The organism is Cytophaga hutchinsonii ATCC 33406, assembly GCF_000014145.1.
GTDB classification, from domain to species: domain Bacteria; phylum Bacteroidota; class Bacteroidia; order Cytophagales; family Cytophagaceae; genus Cytophaga; species Cytophaga hutchinsonii.
Window position 1 is genome coordinate 1304275 of the sequence record NC_008255.1, and the last position, 14622, is coordinate 1318896.

At 39.0% G+C, this 14622-nt stretch carries 14 protein-coding genes; 13 read left to right on the top strand and 1 reads right to left on the bottom strand.

Annotated features, from left to right (window positions below):
* The first annotated feature begins 4 nt into the window (after positions 1-4).
* From CHU_RS05510 to CHU_RS05525, 4 genes are all read left to right on the top strand, one after another.
* A complete protein-coding gene (locus CHU_RS05510; protein WP_011584522.1) occupies positions 5-1072 on the top strand; it encodes a response regulator in 1068 nt (355 codons plus the stop codon).
* 28 nt (positions 1073-1100) lie between these two features.
* Positions 1101-3500: a heavy metal translocating P-type ATPase gene (locus CHU_RS05515; RefSeq protein ID WP_011584523.1), complete on the top strand. Its 2400-nt coding sequence runs from the start codon at positions 1101-1103 to the stop codon at positions 3498-3500.
* 152 nt (positions 3501-3652) lie between these two features.
* Complete coding sequence (locus CHU_RS05520) at positions 3653-3931, top strand: hypothetical protein (RefSeq protein WP_011584524.1); 279 nt, start codon at positions 3653-3655, stop codon at positions 3929-3931.
* 144 nt (positions 3932-4075) lie between these two features.
* Positions 4076-4912 (top strand): universal stress protein, encoded by an 837-nt coding sequence (locus CHU_RS05525; protein WP_041932211.1) that lies wholly within the window; start codon positions 4076-4078, stop codon positions 4910-4912.
* A 100-nt stretch (positions 4913-5012) separates the two neighbouring features.
* On the opposite strand, the gene CHU_RS05530 is transcribed toward CHU_RS05525, so the two are convergent.
* Positions 5013-5759, bottom strand: coding sequence for an acyl-CoA desaturase (locus CHU_RS05530; RefSeq protein ID WP_011584526.1), 747 nt, complete (start codon positions 5757-5759; stop codon positions 5013-5015).
* A 282-nt stretch (positions 5760-6041) separates the two neighbouring features.
* Between CHU_RS05530 and ccoS the strand changes: the two genes are divergently transcribed.
* From ccoS to CHU_RS05575, 9 genes are all read left to right on the top strand, one after another.
* A complete protein-coding gene (ccoS, locus tag CHU_RS05535) occupies positions 6042-6209 on the top strand; it encodes a cbb3-type cytochrome oxidase assembly protein CcoS (protein WP_011584527.1) in 168 nt (55 codons plus the stop codon).
* A gap of 5 nt (positions 6210-6214) precedes the next feature.
* Positions 6215-8353, top strand: a complete 2139-nt coding sequence (gene ccoN / locus CHU_RS05540; RefSeq protein WP_011584528.1) for a cytochrome-c oxidase, cbb3-type subunit I — start codon at positions 6215-6217, stop codon at positions 8351-8353.
* Between the two features lie 3 nt (positions 8354-8356).
* Entirely contained in the window at positions 8357-8548 is a 192-nt protein-coding gene (locus tag CHU_RS05545) for a hypothetical protein (protein WP_011584529.1), read from the top strand.
* Between the two features lie 13 nt (positions 8549-8561).
* Positions 8562-9371: a cbb3-type cytochrome c oxidase N-terminal domain-containing protein gene (locus CHU_RS05550; RefSeq protein WP_011584530.1), complete on the top strand. Its 810-nt coding sequence runs from the start codon at positions 8562-8564 to the stop codon at positions 9369-9371.
* A 29-nt stretch (positions 9372-9400) separates the two neighbouring features.
* On the top strand, positions 9401-10810 hold the full coding sequence (gene ccoG, locus CHU_RS05555) for a cytochrome c oxidase accessory protein CcoG (protein WP_011584531.1): 1410 nt from the start codon (positions 9401-9403) through the stop codon (positions 10808-10810).
* A gap of 10 nt (positions 10811-10820) precedes the next feature.
* On the top strand, positions 10821-11261 hold the full coding sequence (locus CHU_RS05560) for a FixH family protein (protein WP_011584532.1): 441 nt from the start codon (positions 10821-10823) through the stop codon (positions 11259-11261).
* A 1-nt stretch (position 11262) separates the two neighbouring features.
* Positions 11263-11964, top strand: coding sequence for a sulfite exporter TauE/SafE family protein (locus CHU_RS05565; RefSeq protein ID WP_041932212.1), 702 nt, complete (start codon positions 11263-11265; stop codon positions 11962-11964).
* A 5-nt stretch (positions 11965-11969) separates the two neighbouring features.
* On the top strand, positions 11970-13334 hold the full coding sequence (gene hemN, locus CHU_RS05570) for an oxygen-independent coproporphyrinogen III oxidase (protein WP_041932213.1): 1365 nt from the start codon (positions 11970-11972) through the stop codon (positions 13332-13334).
* Positions 13335-13551: 217 nt separating this feature from the next.
* Positions 13552-14619, top strand: coding sequence for an efflux RND transporter periplasmic adaptor subunit (locus CHU_RS05575; RefSeq protein ID WP_041932606.1), 1068 nt, complete (start codon positions 13552-13554; stop codon positions 14617-14619).
* Positions 14620-14622: the final 3 nt, after the last annotated feature.

The following is a 14622-nucleotide window of genomic DNA, read 5'->3' on the forward strand; positions in this document are numbered from 1 at the left end:
TAAAATGAAATCAATTTTAGTAATAGAAGACAATCTAGAGGTAAGGGAAAATATCGCAGAAATACTGGAGCTGGCAGATTACAAGGTATTAACAGCAATGAACGGGAAAGTGGGAGTGGGACTTGCAAAGCAATCCATCCCTGATTTGATCATTTGTGATGTAATGATGCCTGAACTGGATGGGTATGGTGTGCTCCATCTTCTATCAAAATCTCAGGAAACAGCTGTAATACCGTTTATATTTCTAACTGCTAAAACGGAAAAAAGTGATGTCCGTAAAGGTATGAACTTAGGCGCCGACGATTATTTAACAAAGCCGTTTGATGATGTTGAACTGCTGGATGCGGTTGAAATCCGGCTGCGTAAAAAAGAATTGATTCGTAGTGCCGCTGTGGGCGGCGATCTGGATTCCATTCATAAAATTGTTTCTGAAGCAAGAGGCAATCAGGAATTGGAAAAACTTATTTCAGATCAGCGCAAGATCAGCCGGTTTAAAAAGAAACAGATTCTGTATTCAGAAGGCAATAAAGCCAATTCCTTATATTTTATTGTAAGCGGAAAATTGAAAACCTATAAGACTAATGACGACGGGCGTGAGCTGATCACAGGTTTATATAAAGAAGGCGATTTTCTGGGTTATATGAATCTGCTTGAAGGCAGTGATCACACCGAATCGGCCATGATGCTGGATGATTCAGAAATTCATATCATTCCCAAAGATGAATTTTTTGCAGTCTTGTTCAGCAGCAAAGATGTATCTGAAAAGTTCATTAAAATGCTTTCAGACAACCTGATTGAAAAGGAAGAACGTTTGCTGAAACTGGCATATAACTCCGTGCGCAAGCGTGTAGCGGAATCGTTGTTTATGATCTATTCAAATTTTCATAAAGATGAAGATCCCTCAGATTTTACGATGGCTATTTACCGGGACGACCTGGCGGCTATTGCCGGTGCTTCCAAGGAGACAGTCATCCGTACTTTATCCGATTTTAAAGACGAAGGATTGATCAGTATTCAGGGAAGTAAGATCTCCATTATCAACCTGGATAAACTTCAGAAAATGAAAAATTAATCGTACTGTTTCACTTCAATGCATTCATATGGAATTGACTGTTGTTACGGAAAGTATTTTGTGTACACATTGCGGCCAGGCATGCGAAGATCATTCCATTCATATTAATGAACAGTATTTCTGCTGCAGCGGCTGTAAAACCGTATACGAAATTCTGAATGAACACGATCTCTGTACCTATTATGAACTTGATACTTCTGCAGGTATTAAGGTCCGGTCATCCATTGGTGATGCATATGCATATCTGGATCAGGCAGATATTGCAGATTCGCTGGTTGATTTTAAAAATGATTCAACCGTTGTTATACATTTTTTTATTCCTTCTATTCATTGCAGTTCCTGCCTGTGGTTACTGGAAAAACTTTATACGATTGAACCGGGCATTATCCGCTCGGATGTAAGCTTTACCAAAAAAGAGATTTCAATTACCTATAACAGTTCTGTCGTAAACCTGCGTCGTATCGTAGAGTTGATGGATTCGCTTGGTTACGCACCACACATACAACTGAATAAAACAACAGAGAAAGAAACGCCTGAAACCAACCGCAGTGTTTTTTATAAACTGGTAGTAGCAGGTTTTTGTGCTTCGAATAGTATGTTGATGAGTTTCCCGGAATACCTGGGGCTTGACAGGGAAATAGAAGGGATGTATGCAGAGGTATTCGGATACATTTCTATTGCGCTTGGTTTACCTGTATTATTTTATTCCGCATCTGATTTTTATATCGCTGCCTGGAAAGGAATAAAAAACAAAATGATCAACCTGGATATGCCCATTACGATTGGTATGACAGCGTTATTTTCCCGAAGTGTATATGAAATACTGACCCATACCAGCGCAGGGTATATTGATTCGTTTACAGGTCTGGTCTTTTTTCTGCTCATCGGTAAATGGTATCAAAGCAAAGTATATCAATCGATGTCGTTTGACCGCGATTATCAATCGTATTTTCCGGTAGCGGTAAACAGAGTTGAGGCCGATGGGCTGAAACCAGCTGCTATTTCTACGCTTCGTGCAGGAGAGGAGATCGTAATCCGTTCACAGGAGATTATTCCGGCAGATGCAACATTAATAAGCGAAAGCGCATACATCGATTATAGTTTTGTTACAGGTGAATCACTGCCTGTTAAAAAACATAAAGGTGAATTGATCTATGCCGGTGGCAGACAAACAAAGGAAAGTATTCACCTGCGCATAGAAAAAGAGGTGTCACAGAGTCATTTACTGCAGCTGTGGAATAATCAGGTGTTTGATAAATCGAAAGGCGGCAATTCTGTTTCGCAGCTTGCAGATCGCTTCGGCCGTAATTTTACCATTGCTTTATTGATATTGAGTGCTATAACATTCGGATATTGGTATACCATTAATATTGCTGCAGCATTTAATGCATTAACAGCTGTCTTGATTGTAGCGTGTCCGTGTGCGCTGGCGTTATCCATTCCGTTTGCTTATGGTAATGCGATTCGTATTCTGGCAAAAAAAGGATTGTTTTTACGGAGTACAGAGGTAGTTGAAAAACTTGCACACATAGATACAATTGTATTTGATAAAACGGGTACGATTACCCAATCCGACCAGTCTGCGGTTACCTTTTATGGAAATAAACTCACCATGGAACAGCTTGGCTGTATTTATGCAGTCGTGCAGCATTCGACGCACCCGCTAAGCATGAAGCTTGCTGCCTATTTAAAACCGCACGCATTACATTATGTTGTTTCTGATTTTGAAGAAATTTCAGGAAAAGGCCTGCAGGCAAGCATTGCAGGTAATAATTATAAAATCGGATCGGCAGCTTTTACACAGCGAAGAGAGGCGGGTACATTAGCCGGAGCATATGTTGGTATTTCTGTAAATGATGTATTTTACGGTTACTATATCTTCCGGAATAAATATCGGATGCACATGGACACATTGATACAGCAGCTGAAAGGTACATACCGGTTGTATGTATTGTCCGGAGATAATGATACGGAAAAAAAACAGCTGGAAGCTATTTTTCCGGAAGCAGAAAATATTATTTTTAATCAAAGCCCCGAAGATAAGCTCGCCTTCATATCCGGGCTGCAACAGCAGGGAAAACAGGTTTTAATGTTGGGCGATGGGTTGAATGATGCCGGTGCATTAAAGCAGAGTAATGTAGGTATTTCTGTTTCAGAAGAAGTGTATAATTTTTCCCCATCCTGCGATGGTATTATGGATGCATTATATATTTCTTCATTGAGTCGTATGTTAAACTTTAGTAGAGGAACGGTAAAAGCGGTAAAAGCAACATTATTATTTTCCATTTTATATAACATTGTTGTCATTACACTGGCAGTTCAAGGCCTGTTCAGTCCGCTTGTTGCAGCGGTGATTATGCCGGTAAGTTCTGTTACGGTTGTATTAATGGTTGTTTTGACAACAAATGTGCTTGCCCGGAAAATGTGATTTTATTGTCTAATAATTGGATTTTATTTTATTTTTTTATTAATTGAATTAGAATTACTTACATGCTTTTACGTGTTTTGTTTACCGTAGGTAATTCATGATTTGAATAGCTTTCAGTTTATTTTTAACAGTTAAACAAACAGTATTTTTACATGGAAAGGTATATGAATAGTACAGGTAAATCGGAAATTACCCACTATGAAACAGGAGATGTATTCATCCGCATTCAGTATAGAAAAAGTATCGTTGAATATAACGCATCCATGGTCTCGCAGAAACATGTTGAGGCAATGAAACTGCTTGCAGCAAAAGGATCTGGTTTATCACGCTATATTGACAAGAATATTGTTCATGCAAAACCCAAACAAAAATCAGCACCCCAAACGCAGGGCCTGCGCAGATTGTTGGGTTTGCTTCCGTTTTTCAGATAATAATTCTTATAAATTATTTTTTAAATACGTTATCGTTTTATAAAACCTGAAAAATGATAGCACGTTCGTTTATAATCCGTATAAAACTGTATTGACCTTATTGTCTATTTAAGCTAATTTGTTGCAAACCAATACTTGTTAGCAATGATTAGAAATGTATTAATTCCAGTAGATTTTAGTGATGTTTCAATGAATGCAATTGAATATGTGAAACATCTGACCCGAAAAATGAGCTGCACGATTTTTTTGTTTCACAGCAAAAGAATGATTGTAACTCCTGATCAGGCTATACAAACAATGTATAATGGCATGTTCGATGATGCTGACGACTTAAATTTAAATCAGCATATGGATGAACTGGCTGCCGGCCTGGCCAGTGAATACATTACAGTTAATAAGGTTATCCGGATCGGTTCTTTAGCCGAAGATATCAGCAATGTTGTAAAAGAACATAATATAGATTTGATTGTTTCCGGAACGAATGGAGCAGGCAATATTGAAGGACTGTTTTTGGGAACAAATTCAGTTGGTATATTTAAGCACGTTACCTGTCCTGTATTGATCATTCCTTCAAATTGTAATTTCAGACTTATAAAAAAAATCCTTTACGCTATCGATTTTCAGGAAGGCCATTCAAAAGAATTAAAAAGAGTTTGCAGGTTTGCGGAACTGTTTGATGCAGAAGTAAACGTTATATATATAAATACAGAAGCATCTATATACAGCGATGCAAAAGAAAAGCTGGATCAGCTTGCAGAAATACATGTCAATGAAATTAAATACAATAAAATTTCATATACTGTAAGCCACGATGATACGGTATTTGAAGGGCTGGAAAAGGAAATTGCTTCCGGATATATTGATGTAATTTGTATGGCCACAGGTAAAAAAAGTTTTTTAGAAGAACTGTTTTTTAAAAGCAATACAAAAGAAATGGCCTTTCACACACGTATACCTTTACTGGTTGTACATTTAAATTAACAGAAATCTACGGAAAGAAAAAGAGCGGGCTGTCAGATATGATCTGATACCTCGCTCTTTATTTTCTAAAACTATCCGGTATTTTTCAGGTCCGGATTTTTTACATGTAATTCAAATCATTATTCCGTTTTAATTTGATGATGTGAAAGGCATTGAAAAATAAGATGATCGGGTAGGCCGGATCAAATTCGTGCCACTTAACACCAAAATTAGCACGGCCACCAAGTTTGTGATGGTTGTTGTGATAGCTTTCTCCAAACATGAGAAAATCAACAGGCAGTAAGTTTTTAGCCGTATCATTAACTACAAAGTTTACATAACCATATTTATGGGCAAACCAATTAATAATAGCTCCGTGTACAGGGCCCATCAGATAATGAATCGGTAGTAATAAAAACATCCACCAATGTGTTGCAAAATATACATAGAACAGGGTATAGGCAGTACCCCACGCAACACGTGAAAACCAATTGTCTCCCATCTTTTCTATAAATCCCCAGTAAGGTACATTTTTTTTATACTTCGGATCAAGCTCTATGCGTCCGTGTAAAATGTCATTATAAATATTTTTAGTCTTCCACATCATATCAAACATTCCGGTAGAATATTTAGGAGAGTGCGGATCTTTATCTGTATCTGCATAGGTGTGATGCAGACGGTGCATCACACCATATGCATAGGGACTCAGATAAGATGAACCCTGAAACAGCCACGTAAGTATGTAAAAGAATTTTTCCCAGCCTTTAGACATGGTAAACATTTGATGTGCGGCATACCGGTGCAGAAAGAATGTCTGCATAAATAAAGATAGATACCAATGCGCAACAAAGAATAGTAAGATAATCATATCAACGTTGATTCAGTTTATTTTTCAAAAGTATGCAGCATTTCGTTTTTTGTTCATGATAAAAATCATACATGCAAACAGCATACATCACATGTGTAAAATGCTTGTATAATATGGTTGTTTAAAAATATTCTAGCTGATAAATACTGCTGAATGCCATGTAATACAAGAGGTACAGCTGTTTGTTGGAATAATGATAATTGTCATGTAATGCATTGGTCAATCTCATACTATAGAAGGTATGACTTGAGTTACTTTGTTCCGGAATAACCAATCACAATAATGAGTGTATTATTCATCTTAATAGGAATAAGTCTGCTGGTTGCTATCTGTTTTTTAGCAGCCTGTATATGGTCTATAAAAGATGGACAATACGACGATGAAGATACACCTGCTCATCGCATGCTTTTTGATGATGTTCCAAAAAATAAAACAACAAATAATAAATAGAGTATATGAACAACAACACGCTCGAAAAATTTTCCTATGACAATATAATTGTCAGGAATTTTATTTTTGCAACAATGATCTGGGGAGTGATCGGTATGGTGGTAGGTTTGTTAGCTGCCCTGCAACTGGTTTTTCCAGTATTGAATTTTGCAGATATTACTACGTTTGGCCGTATACGGCCATTGCATACAAATGCGGTTATTTTTGCCTTTGTAGGTAATGGTATTTTTTCCGGTGTATATTATTCCTTACAGCGTTTATGTAAAGCACGTATGTTCAGCGATACCTTAAGCAGGATAAACTTCTGGGGCTGGCAGCTGATCATTGTTTCAGCAGTGGCAACCTTACCTTTTGGCATCACAACAAGTAAAGAATATGCCGAGCTGGAATGGCCGATTGATATTGCAATTACGATCATCTGGGTTGTTTTTGGCTGGAACATGTTTGGTACCATTCTTAAAAGAAGACAGCAGCATTTATATGTAGCCATCTGGTTTTATATCGGTACGTTTGTAACCGTTGCCGTACTCCACCTTGTTAACTCGTTTGAAATTCCGGTAACATTTCTGAAAAGTTATTCCTGGTATGCAGGTGTACAAGATGCACTGGTGCAATGGTGGTATGGCCACAATGCTGTTGCATTCTTTTTAACAACGCCATACTTAGGGCTTATGTATTACTTTGTTCCTAAAGCGGCCAACAGACCCGTTTATTCCTATCGTCTTTCCATCATTCACTTCTGGGCATTGATATTTATGTATATCTGGGCCGGGCCGCACCACTTGCTTTATACGGCCTTGCCAGACTGGGCGCAGACGTTGGGTGTTGTATTCTCTGTTATGTTGATTGCTCCTTCCTGGGGAGGCATGCTCAATGGGTTACTAACTTTACGCAGTGTGTGGGATAAAGTACGCGTGGAACCGGTATTGAAATTTTTTGTTGTAGCCATTACAGCTTATGGCATGGCTACTTTTGAAGGACCTATGCTTTCTTTAAAAAGTGTAAATGCAATTGCACACTATACAGATTGGATCGTGGCACACGTACACGTAGGTGCACTTGGCTGGAATGGGTTCTTAACATTTGGTATGATTTACTGGCTGATCCCGCGTATGTATAAAACGGAATTATTCTCAACCAGACTTGCCAACTTCCATTTCTGGATCGGCACCCTTGGTATCCTCTTTTATGCATTGCCGATGTATTGGGCCGGCTTTACACAAAGTGCCATGTGGAAAGAATTTACACAGGATGGCGTATTAGCGTATCCGAATTTCCTTGAAACAGTATTGCAGCTTCGTACCATGTACATGCTTCGCGCATTGGGTGGTGTGTTTTACCTCACAGGTGTTATTGTGATGTGTTATAACATTGCTAAAACAGTAGCTGCAGCAACGGTATTTGAGAAAAACGAAGAAGCGGAAGCTCCTGCATTACCTGCTGTATATCACGCACACAAAGGTGATCACTGGCACCGATGGATCGAACGCAAACCAATACAATTGATGTTTTTCAGTTTGATTGTGATTCTGATTGGCGGGATGGTAGAAATGATTCCGACATTTCTGGTTAAATCAAATATTCCTACAATCAGGTCGGTTAAACCTTATACACCGCTTGAACTCGAAGGCCGTGATATTTACATCCGCGAAGGATGTAACAACTGCCACTCTCAAATGGTGCGTCCGTTCCGTTCTGAGACCGTTCGGTATGGCGAGTATTCCAAAGCAGGAGAGTTTGTGTACGACCACCCGCATTTGTGGGGTTCTAAACGTACCGGTCCGGATTTACATCGTGTTGGCGGCAAATATCCAAACTCCTGGCATTACAACCACATGCTCGATCCAACACTTACTTCACCGAATTCCATCATGCCGGCATATGCTTCGATGTTAGAAAATATACTGGATATTTCCGATACCGAAAAAAAGATAGCAGCCATGCGTACACTTGGCGTGCCATATGCGGAAGGATATGAAAAAAATGTTCATGCAGAAATGCGTATACAGGCCGACGCAATTGTGAAAAGCCTGGCTGCAGATAATATTAAAGTGACCAGGGATAAAGAAATTATTGCAATGATTGCTTACCTGCAGCGCCTTGGTACAGATATTAAAGTTAACGATTCAACTTCAATCAAATAAGATATGCTAAAGTTTATCAAATCACACATGTCAACGATAGGCGGCATTGAGATCTACCCCTTGATATCGTTCATTATTTTCTTTGTATTCTTTTTGATTGTAGCCATTCTGGTTTTTAAAGAAAGCAAAGAAAATATTTCAATCATGTCCAATCTTCCTCTGGAAGATGAAACAGAGCATTCTTCTAACATCTAATAAAATCAGATATATGAAAACAGGTATTTTATGTATGGTTTCTTTTTTATGCACACTGCAAAATTCATGGGCATCAAGTATTGCGCCTGAAACACCGGTTGTGGAAAATACATCTTCTGTGATCCTGATCTTTGCATTGTGCACGCTGATCGTTTTATTATTAGGGCTTCTGTTCTTTTTATATTATCTCAATACCGCATTACGTGTGATGTTTGCCGCAGATAATAAAGAAGAGAAACCGTTGTTTGATTTTACAGGTGCCGTACCGGTTGATCGCGAACATGAGATTCTGATGGATCACAATTACGATGGTATCCGTGAACTGGATAATAATCTGCCTACCTGGTGGGTATACCTGTTTTATGCAACGATTATTTTTGCAGGCGGATATTTCTATTATTATCAGACATCCGGGTATGGTGATACACAGGTGCAGGAATATGAAAAGTCTTTGATCGCTGCACAGGAAGAAATGAAATTGTATGCAAGCAAAGTAGATGAAAATTCTGCAACGGTACTTACGGACGCTACTGCGATTGAAGAAGGGAAAAAACTGTTCCTGGAAAATTGTGCAGCATGTCACGGTAAGCTTGGGGAAGGCGGTGTCGGGCCTAATTTTGCGGATGATTACTGGTTACATGGCGGTGATATAAAAGAGATTTTCAAAACGGTAAAATATGGTGTACCTGAAAAAGGAATGATCTCGTGGCAATCACAGATCAGTCCGGTACAGATTCAGCAGGTGTCGAGCTATATCCTGACATTGAAAGGTACAAATCCTCCGAATCCTAAAGCACCGCAGGGGGAACTGGTGCAGAAATAATATAAGTGTAGAACATAGTTTCATGGAGCGTGGAAGCAGAGCATAAACATATCGATCAGTCATTCAGAGATCACATCTCAACGGTAGATGCAGAAGGTAAACGGATTTGGTTATATCCTAAAAAGCCAAAAGGTTTCTTTACGTCTATCAGAAATTATGTGAGTTATGTATTTCTTACACTCTTTATTGTTACGCCGTTCATACGTATAGAAGGTGATCCGCTGATCCTGCTGAATGTGCTGGAACGTAAATTTATATTGTTCGGGATCATCTTCTGGCCGCAGGATTTTCATTTGTTTTTATTGGCAATGATTTCTTTTGTGGTATTCATTGTTCTCTTTACGATGATCTATGGTCGTGTATTCTGTGGATGGGTATGTCCGCAGACTATATTCATGGAAATGGTTTTTCGTAAAATTGAATATTGGATCGAAGGCGATTACAGAAGCCAGATTGCATTGAATAATGCTTCCTTAACATTGAATAAGTTATTGAAAAAACTTGCCAAGCATGCGATGTTTCTTTTATTTTCTTTCTGTATCTCAAACTTATTTTTAACCTATATCATTGGTACAGATGAATGGCAGCAGATCGTTTCAGATAATCCGCTGAATCATATCGGAGGTTTTTCTTCCATACTTATTTTTACCGGTGTTTTCTACGGTGTCTATGCACGTTTCAGAGAACAGATCTGTACGACGATCTGCCCGTATGGGAGGCTGCAGGGTGTATTGCTTGATAAGAATTCGATCAATGTTGCCTATGATTATATCCGGGGGGAACGCAGAGGACACCTGAAACGCGGAGAAGACCGGGAAATTGCGGGAAAAGGAGATTGTATTGATTGTCATCAATGCGTACATGTATGTCCAACAGGCATTGATATACGCAATGGTGTACAGATGGAATGTATCAACTGTACGGCTTGTATTGATGAATGTGACAGTATCATGGATAAGATTGGTAAGCCTCATGGTTTGATTCGGTATGCATCTGAAGAGGGTATACGGAATCAAATATCCTTTACATGGACAAGACGTGTGATAGCCTACACTGGTATATTATTGGTTTTAGTTGCGGCGTTCGTAACGCTGCTGGCTACGCGGCCGGATGTTGAAACAACTGTATTACGTACACCGGGCATGCTGTATCAGCAGCAGGAAAACGAACGGTATAGTAATCTTTATAATTTTAAAATTGTAAATAAGACAAGAGACACGGTACCGATCAGTTTTAACATTATTGGCCAAGCCGGTGAAATTAAATTAATCGGACAGATTCCGGAGATTGTTCCTAATGCCATTTCAGAAGGGGCTTTCTTCATTCTGCTGGATCAAAAAGATATTCACTCGATTAAAACCCCTTTTACTATTGGCGTGTATAAGGGAACAGAATTAATTGATGAAGTAAGTACGTCGTTTGTTGGACCAGTATTATAATAGTAAGAGTATGAAATTACATTGGGGAAATTACATCGCAATCTTTTTTACGTGTTTTGTTGTGTTCATGTTTTGGCTCATATCCAAAACATTCAGCATCAATACAGAATTGGTTAGTGAAGATTATTACGATAAAGAAATTGCCTATCAGCAGAAAATAGATAAACTTTCAAATGTGCGTCGATTAAACGCAGCCGTGCAGGTGATACAGACAGAAGATTCCATTCAATTTATTTTTCCTGAAGCATATGCACATACAGCTGTAACAGGAATAATTAAATTATACCGGCCGTCGGATATTTCAAAAGATAAGACCTTTTCAATTACACGTATAAATAACCGGCAAACGTTTTCGAAAAAAGAATTTATAAAAGGTAATTATGTTGTACATGTTGATTGGAAAGGAAATACAATTCCTTTTTATACAGAAGAAACGCTATATATAAAATAATATGATCTGGGCTGGATTAATAATGGGCATTTTGGGAAGTCTGCATTGCATTGGTATGTGCGGGCCGATCGCCCTTGCCTTACCCATTCAAACTGCTGATAAACGTATGCGTCTTCTGGCTGCATTATTTTATAATAGCGGACGAGCTGTAACCTACAGTATACTCGGAGCAATTGTTGGAACATTAGGTGCCGCATTTAAAATAGCTGATTTGCAGCAGATCGTATCAATTGCTTCAGGCTGCATGCTTGTAGTGTTGATCCTGGCTCCGTTTATATTCAGAAAAACTGCTTCCGGTAAAACATGGATCGCGATTCCGTATGTACACGCGTTAAAACAGTCGATCTCCGGGCATTTAAAACAGCATACATTTTCTTCTTTGTTTGTTATTGGTTTACTGAATGGTTTATTGCCCTGCGGGTTAGTATCGCTGACACTGATAGGATCTATAGCGATGGAGGATGTATTTCAAAGCAGCCTGTATATGGCTTTGTTTGGTCTCGGTACATTACCGGCTATGGTAGCATTGATTTTTACAAAGAATTATATTCCTGCATCATTAAAACACTTATTTCAAAAGGCTGTACCTGTTTTTGTATGTGCCTTAGGAATCGTATTGATTTTACGCGGAATGAATTTAGGAATTCCGTATGTAAGTCCGGCTGCAGATAAATCCGGCTGCGCTGAAGTATCTTGTCATTGATCTATATGGAAATTACTCATTCTGAAAAGAGCTTAATTCAAAAATACAATGTTTCCTGTCCGCGGTATACAAGCTACCCGACAGTGCCGTATTGGGATACAGCCAATTTTAAAAAGCAGGAGTGGGAGCATGGTGTGCGTACAGATTTCTTTCATGCCAATACACATGGTGGAATCAGCTTATACATACATTTGCCTTATTGCGAAAGTCTGTGTACATATTGTGGGTGTAATACCCGTATTACAGTCAATCATGCGGTTGAGATGCCCTATATAAAATCTGTTCTGAAAGAATGGAAATTATATCTGAATTTATTTAAAGAAAAGCCCATCCTCACAGAATTGCATTTGGGCGGTGGTACACCCACATTCTTTCATCCGGATAATCTGGAGTTTTTGATCCGTTCCATATTATGCGATTGCATTATCCCTGAACATACATCGTATAGTTTTGAAGGGCACCCCAACAATACAACCAAAGAACATTTAGATATTCTTTACCGGTTAGGCTTCTCCAGAGTGAGTTTTGGTATACAGGATTTCGATTTACATGTACAGGAAATCATCAATCGGGTACAGCCTTTGGAAAATGTTGTACGTGTAACAGAAGAAGCCCGTGCCATTGGTTATACATCAATTAATTATGATCTCGTATATGGCTTGCCTTTACAAACCTTAGCAGGCATAACAGATACCATTTCAAAATCCATTGCATTGACACCAGATCGGATTGCTTTTTACAGCTATGCACACGTACCCTGGCTGAAACCAGGTCAGCGGAAATATACTGAACTCGATTTGCCGGATGATGAAGTAAAGCGGGCGTTATATGAAGCAGGCAAGGCGTTGCTGTTACATGCCGGATATATTGATATTGGTATGGATCATTTTGCATTGCCGGGAGATGCTCTTACCCGTGCAGCTGACAATGGAACGCTGCATAGAAATTTCATGGGCTATACCGCACAGCATACTGGTTTTGCTATTGGATTGGGTGTGTCAGCAATTAGTGATACCTGGGGAGCATTTGCTCAAAATGTTAAAACGGTTGAAGCGTATCAGAAGCTCGTGGATATGGATCTGATTCCGATATTCAAAGGACATGTATTAACCAAACAGGATCTGAAAATCCGCACACATATCTTAGCTGTAATGTGTACATATAAAACCACGTGGTGTAAAGGCGATCTTTCCGATGCATTGATAAATAGATTTGCGCCATTGGAAGCAGACGGTTTAATCATAACTACAAGCAATAGCTTACAGGTGACTGATCTCGGCAAGGCGTTTTTACGGAACATCTGTATAGCCTTTGATGAAAGGTATTGGGAGGGAGCTTCTTCGGCTGTTCAGTTTTCAAAAGCAGTTTAATTTTTTTGTTCGTTTAATGAATTTGTCCTGTCATAGTAAAAAATGGCAGGACAATATTTTTCATACTGACCAGGATAAGTCAGTGGTATGATACAGGAAATTGTGAAATGAAATAAGCTGATTTGAATAAATTGCCTGTTGAATTAATAAGAAGAATAGTACGCCTTCCATGTTTTTTCCGCATAATATAAAAGGTGTAAGTATTCTGCATACTTGTATGAAGAAGATCAGACTATACGTAATTACCGGTATTGCCATAGGTATATTAATTGCTGTAAAGCTTATTTTTTTTCCTTCTCAGAAAGCCGGAGGCAACAGTTCAGGCAAAGATAAACAGTCTGCTGTTCCTGTAACGGTTTGTATTGTTGGAGATGATGCATTTCAGGATCATATTTATGCAAGCGGTACCATTGTTGCAAATGAAGAGGCTGCATTAAAAGCAGAAGCAACAGGTATTATAACGTACCTGAATCTTCCGGAAGGTCAACGTGTAAAGGCCGGAACATTATTACTCAAAGTAAATGATGCAGATCTTCGTGCGCAGCTTGATAAAATTAATATAAGGTTACGTCTGGCAGAAGAATCAGAAGTACGGCAGAGAAAGTTGCTTAAACTGTCAGGCGTTAGCCAGCAGGAATATGATATTGCGCTGGCGGATCTGAAATCCTTACTGGCAGATAGTACATATCATCAGGCATTGCTTGCAAAGACAGAAATACGTGCACCATTTGACGGGGTAATCGGTATTCGCAATGTAAGTATCGGAAGCTACCTCACACCTGCTGTTACAGTTGCATATATTCACCAGCTTGATCCGGTTAAAATAGATTTTTCACTGCCTGAAAAATATACCAGTCTTTTTAATGCAGGTGATGTCGTTCATTTTAAAACGGAAGGTTCTGCTGAAGTTCATACTGCAACGATATCGGTGAAAGACCCGATGGTTGATGCAGGAAGCAGAAGTGTTCGTTATCGTGCGCTGAGCCGTAACGCAGATGGCCGGTTGTTACCCGGTGCATTTACTCATGTAGAACTTTTTCTGAAAGATAAATCAGGAACACTGTTTGTGCCTACAGAAACCATTATTCCATTTTTAACAGGTAAAAAAGTTTTTATCGTGAAAAATGGATTGGCAGAAGAACGTATTATAGAAACAGGCCTGCGTACCGCCGATAATGTACAGATTCTTTCAGGGCTTGCAGCAGGAGATTCCGTTGTTGTTAAAGGTAATTTTCAGCTGAAGAAAAATACGCCGGTTAAAGTTGTACAAGGGAAAAAGAAGTAAACG

What these genes read in the sequence shown, in the direction of transcription:
- CHU_RS05545 (WP_011584529.1), top strand. Translation starts at nt 8,357, where the DNA reads ATGCTAAAGTTTATCAAATCACACATGTCAACGATAGGCGGCATTGAG.
- CHU_RS05515 (WP_011584523.1), top strand. Translation starts at nt 1,101, where the DNA reads ATGGAATTGACTGTTGTTACGGAAAGTATTTTGTGTACACATTGCGGC.
- CHU_RS05560 (WP_011584532.1), top strand. Translation starts at nt 10,821, where the DNA reads ATGAAATTACATTGGGGAAATTACATCGCAATCTTTTTTACGTGTTTT.
- CHU_RS05565 (WP_041932212.1), top strand. Translation starts at nt 11,263, where the DNA reads ATGATCTGGGCTGGATTAATAATGGGCATTTTGGGAAGTCTGCATTGC.
- CHU_RS05550 (WP_011584530.1), top strand. Translation starts at nt 8,562, where the DNA reads ATGAAAACAGGTATTTTATGTATGGTTTCTTTTTTATGCACACTGCAA.
- CHU_RS05525 (WP_041932211.1), top strand. Translation starts at nt 4,076, where the DNA reads ATGATTAGAAATGTATTAATTCCAGTAGATTTTAGTGATGTTTCAATG.
- ccoN (WP_011584528.1), top strand. Translation starts at nt 6,215, where the DNA reads ATGAACAACAACACGCTCGAAAAATTTTCCTATGACAATATAATTGTC.
- CHU_RS05530 (WP_011584526.1), bottom strand. Translation starts at nt 5,759, where the DNA reads ATGATTATCTTACTATTCTTTGTTGCGCATTGGTATCTATCTTTATTT.
- CHU_RS05575 (WP_041932606.1), top strand. Translation starts at nt 13,552, where the DNA reads ATGAAGAAGATCAGACTATACGTAATTACCGGTATTGCCATAGGTATA.
- ccoS (WP_011584527.1), top strand. Translation starts at nt 6,042, where the DNA reads ATGAGTGTATTATTCATCTTAATAGGAATAAGTCTGCTGGTTGCTATC.
- CHU_RS05520 (WP_011584524.1), top strand. Translation starts at nt 3,653, where the DNA reads ATGGAAAGGTATATGAATAGTACAGGTAAATCGGAAATTACCCACTAT.
- hemN (WP_041932213.1), top strand. Translation starts at nt 11,970, where the DNA reads ATGGAAATTACTCATTCTGAAAAGAGCTTAATTCAAAAATACAATGTT.
- CHU_RS05510 (WP_011584522.1), top strand. Translation starts at nt 5, where the DNA reads ATGAAATCAATTTTAGTAATAGAAGACAATCTAGAGGTAAGGGAAAAT.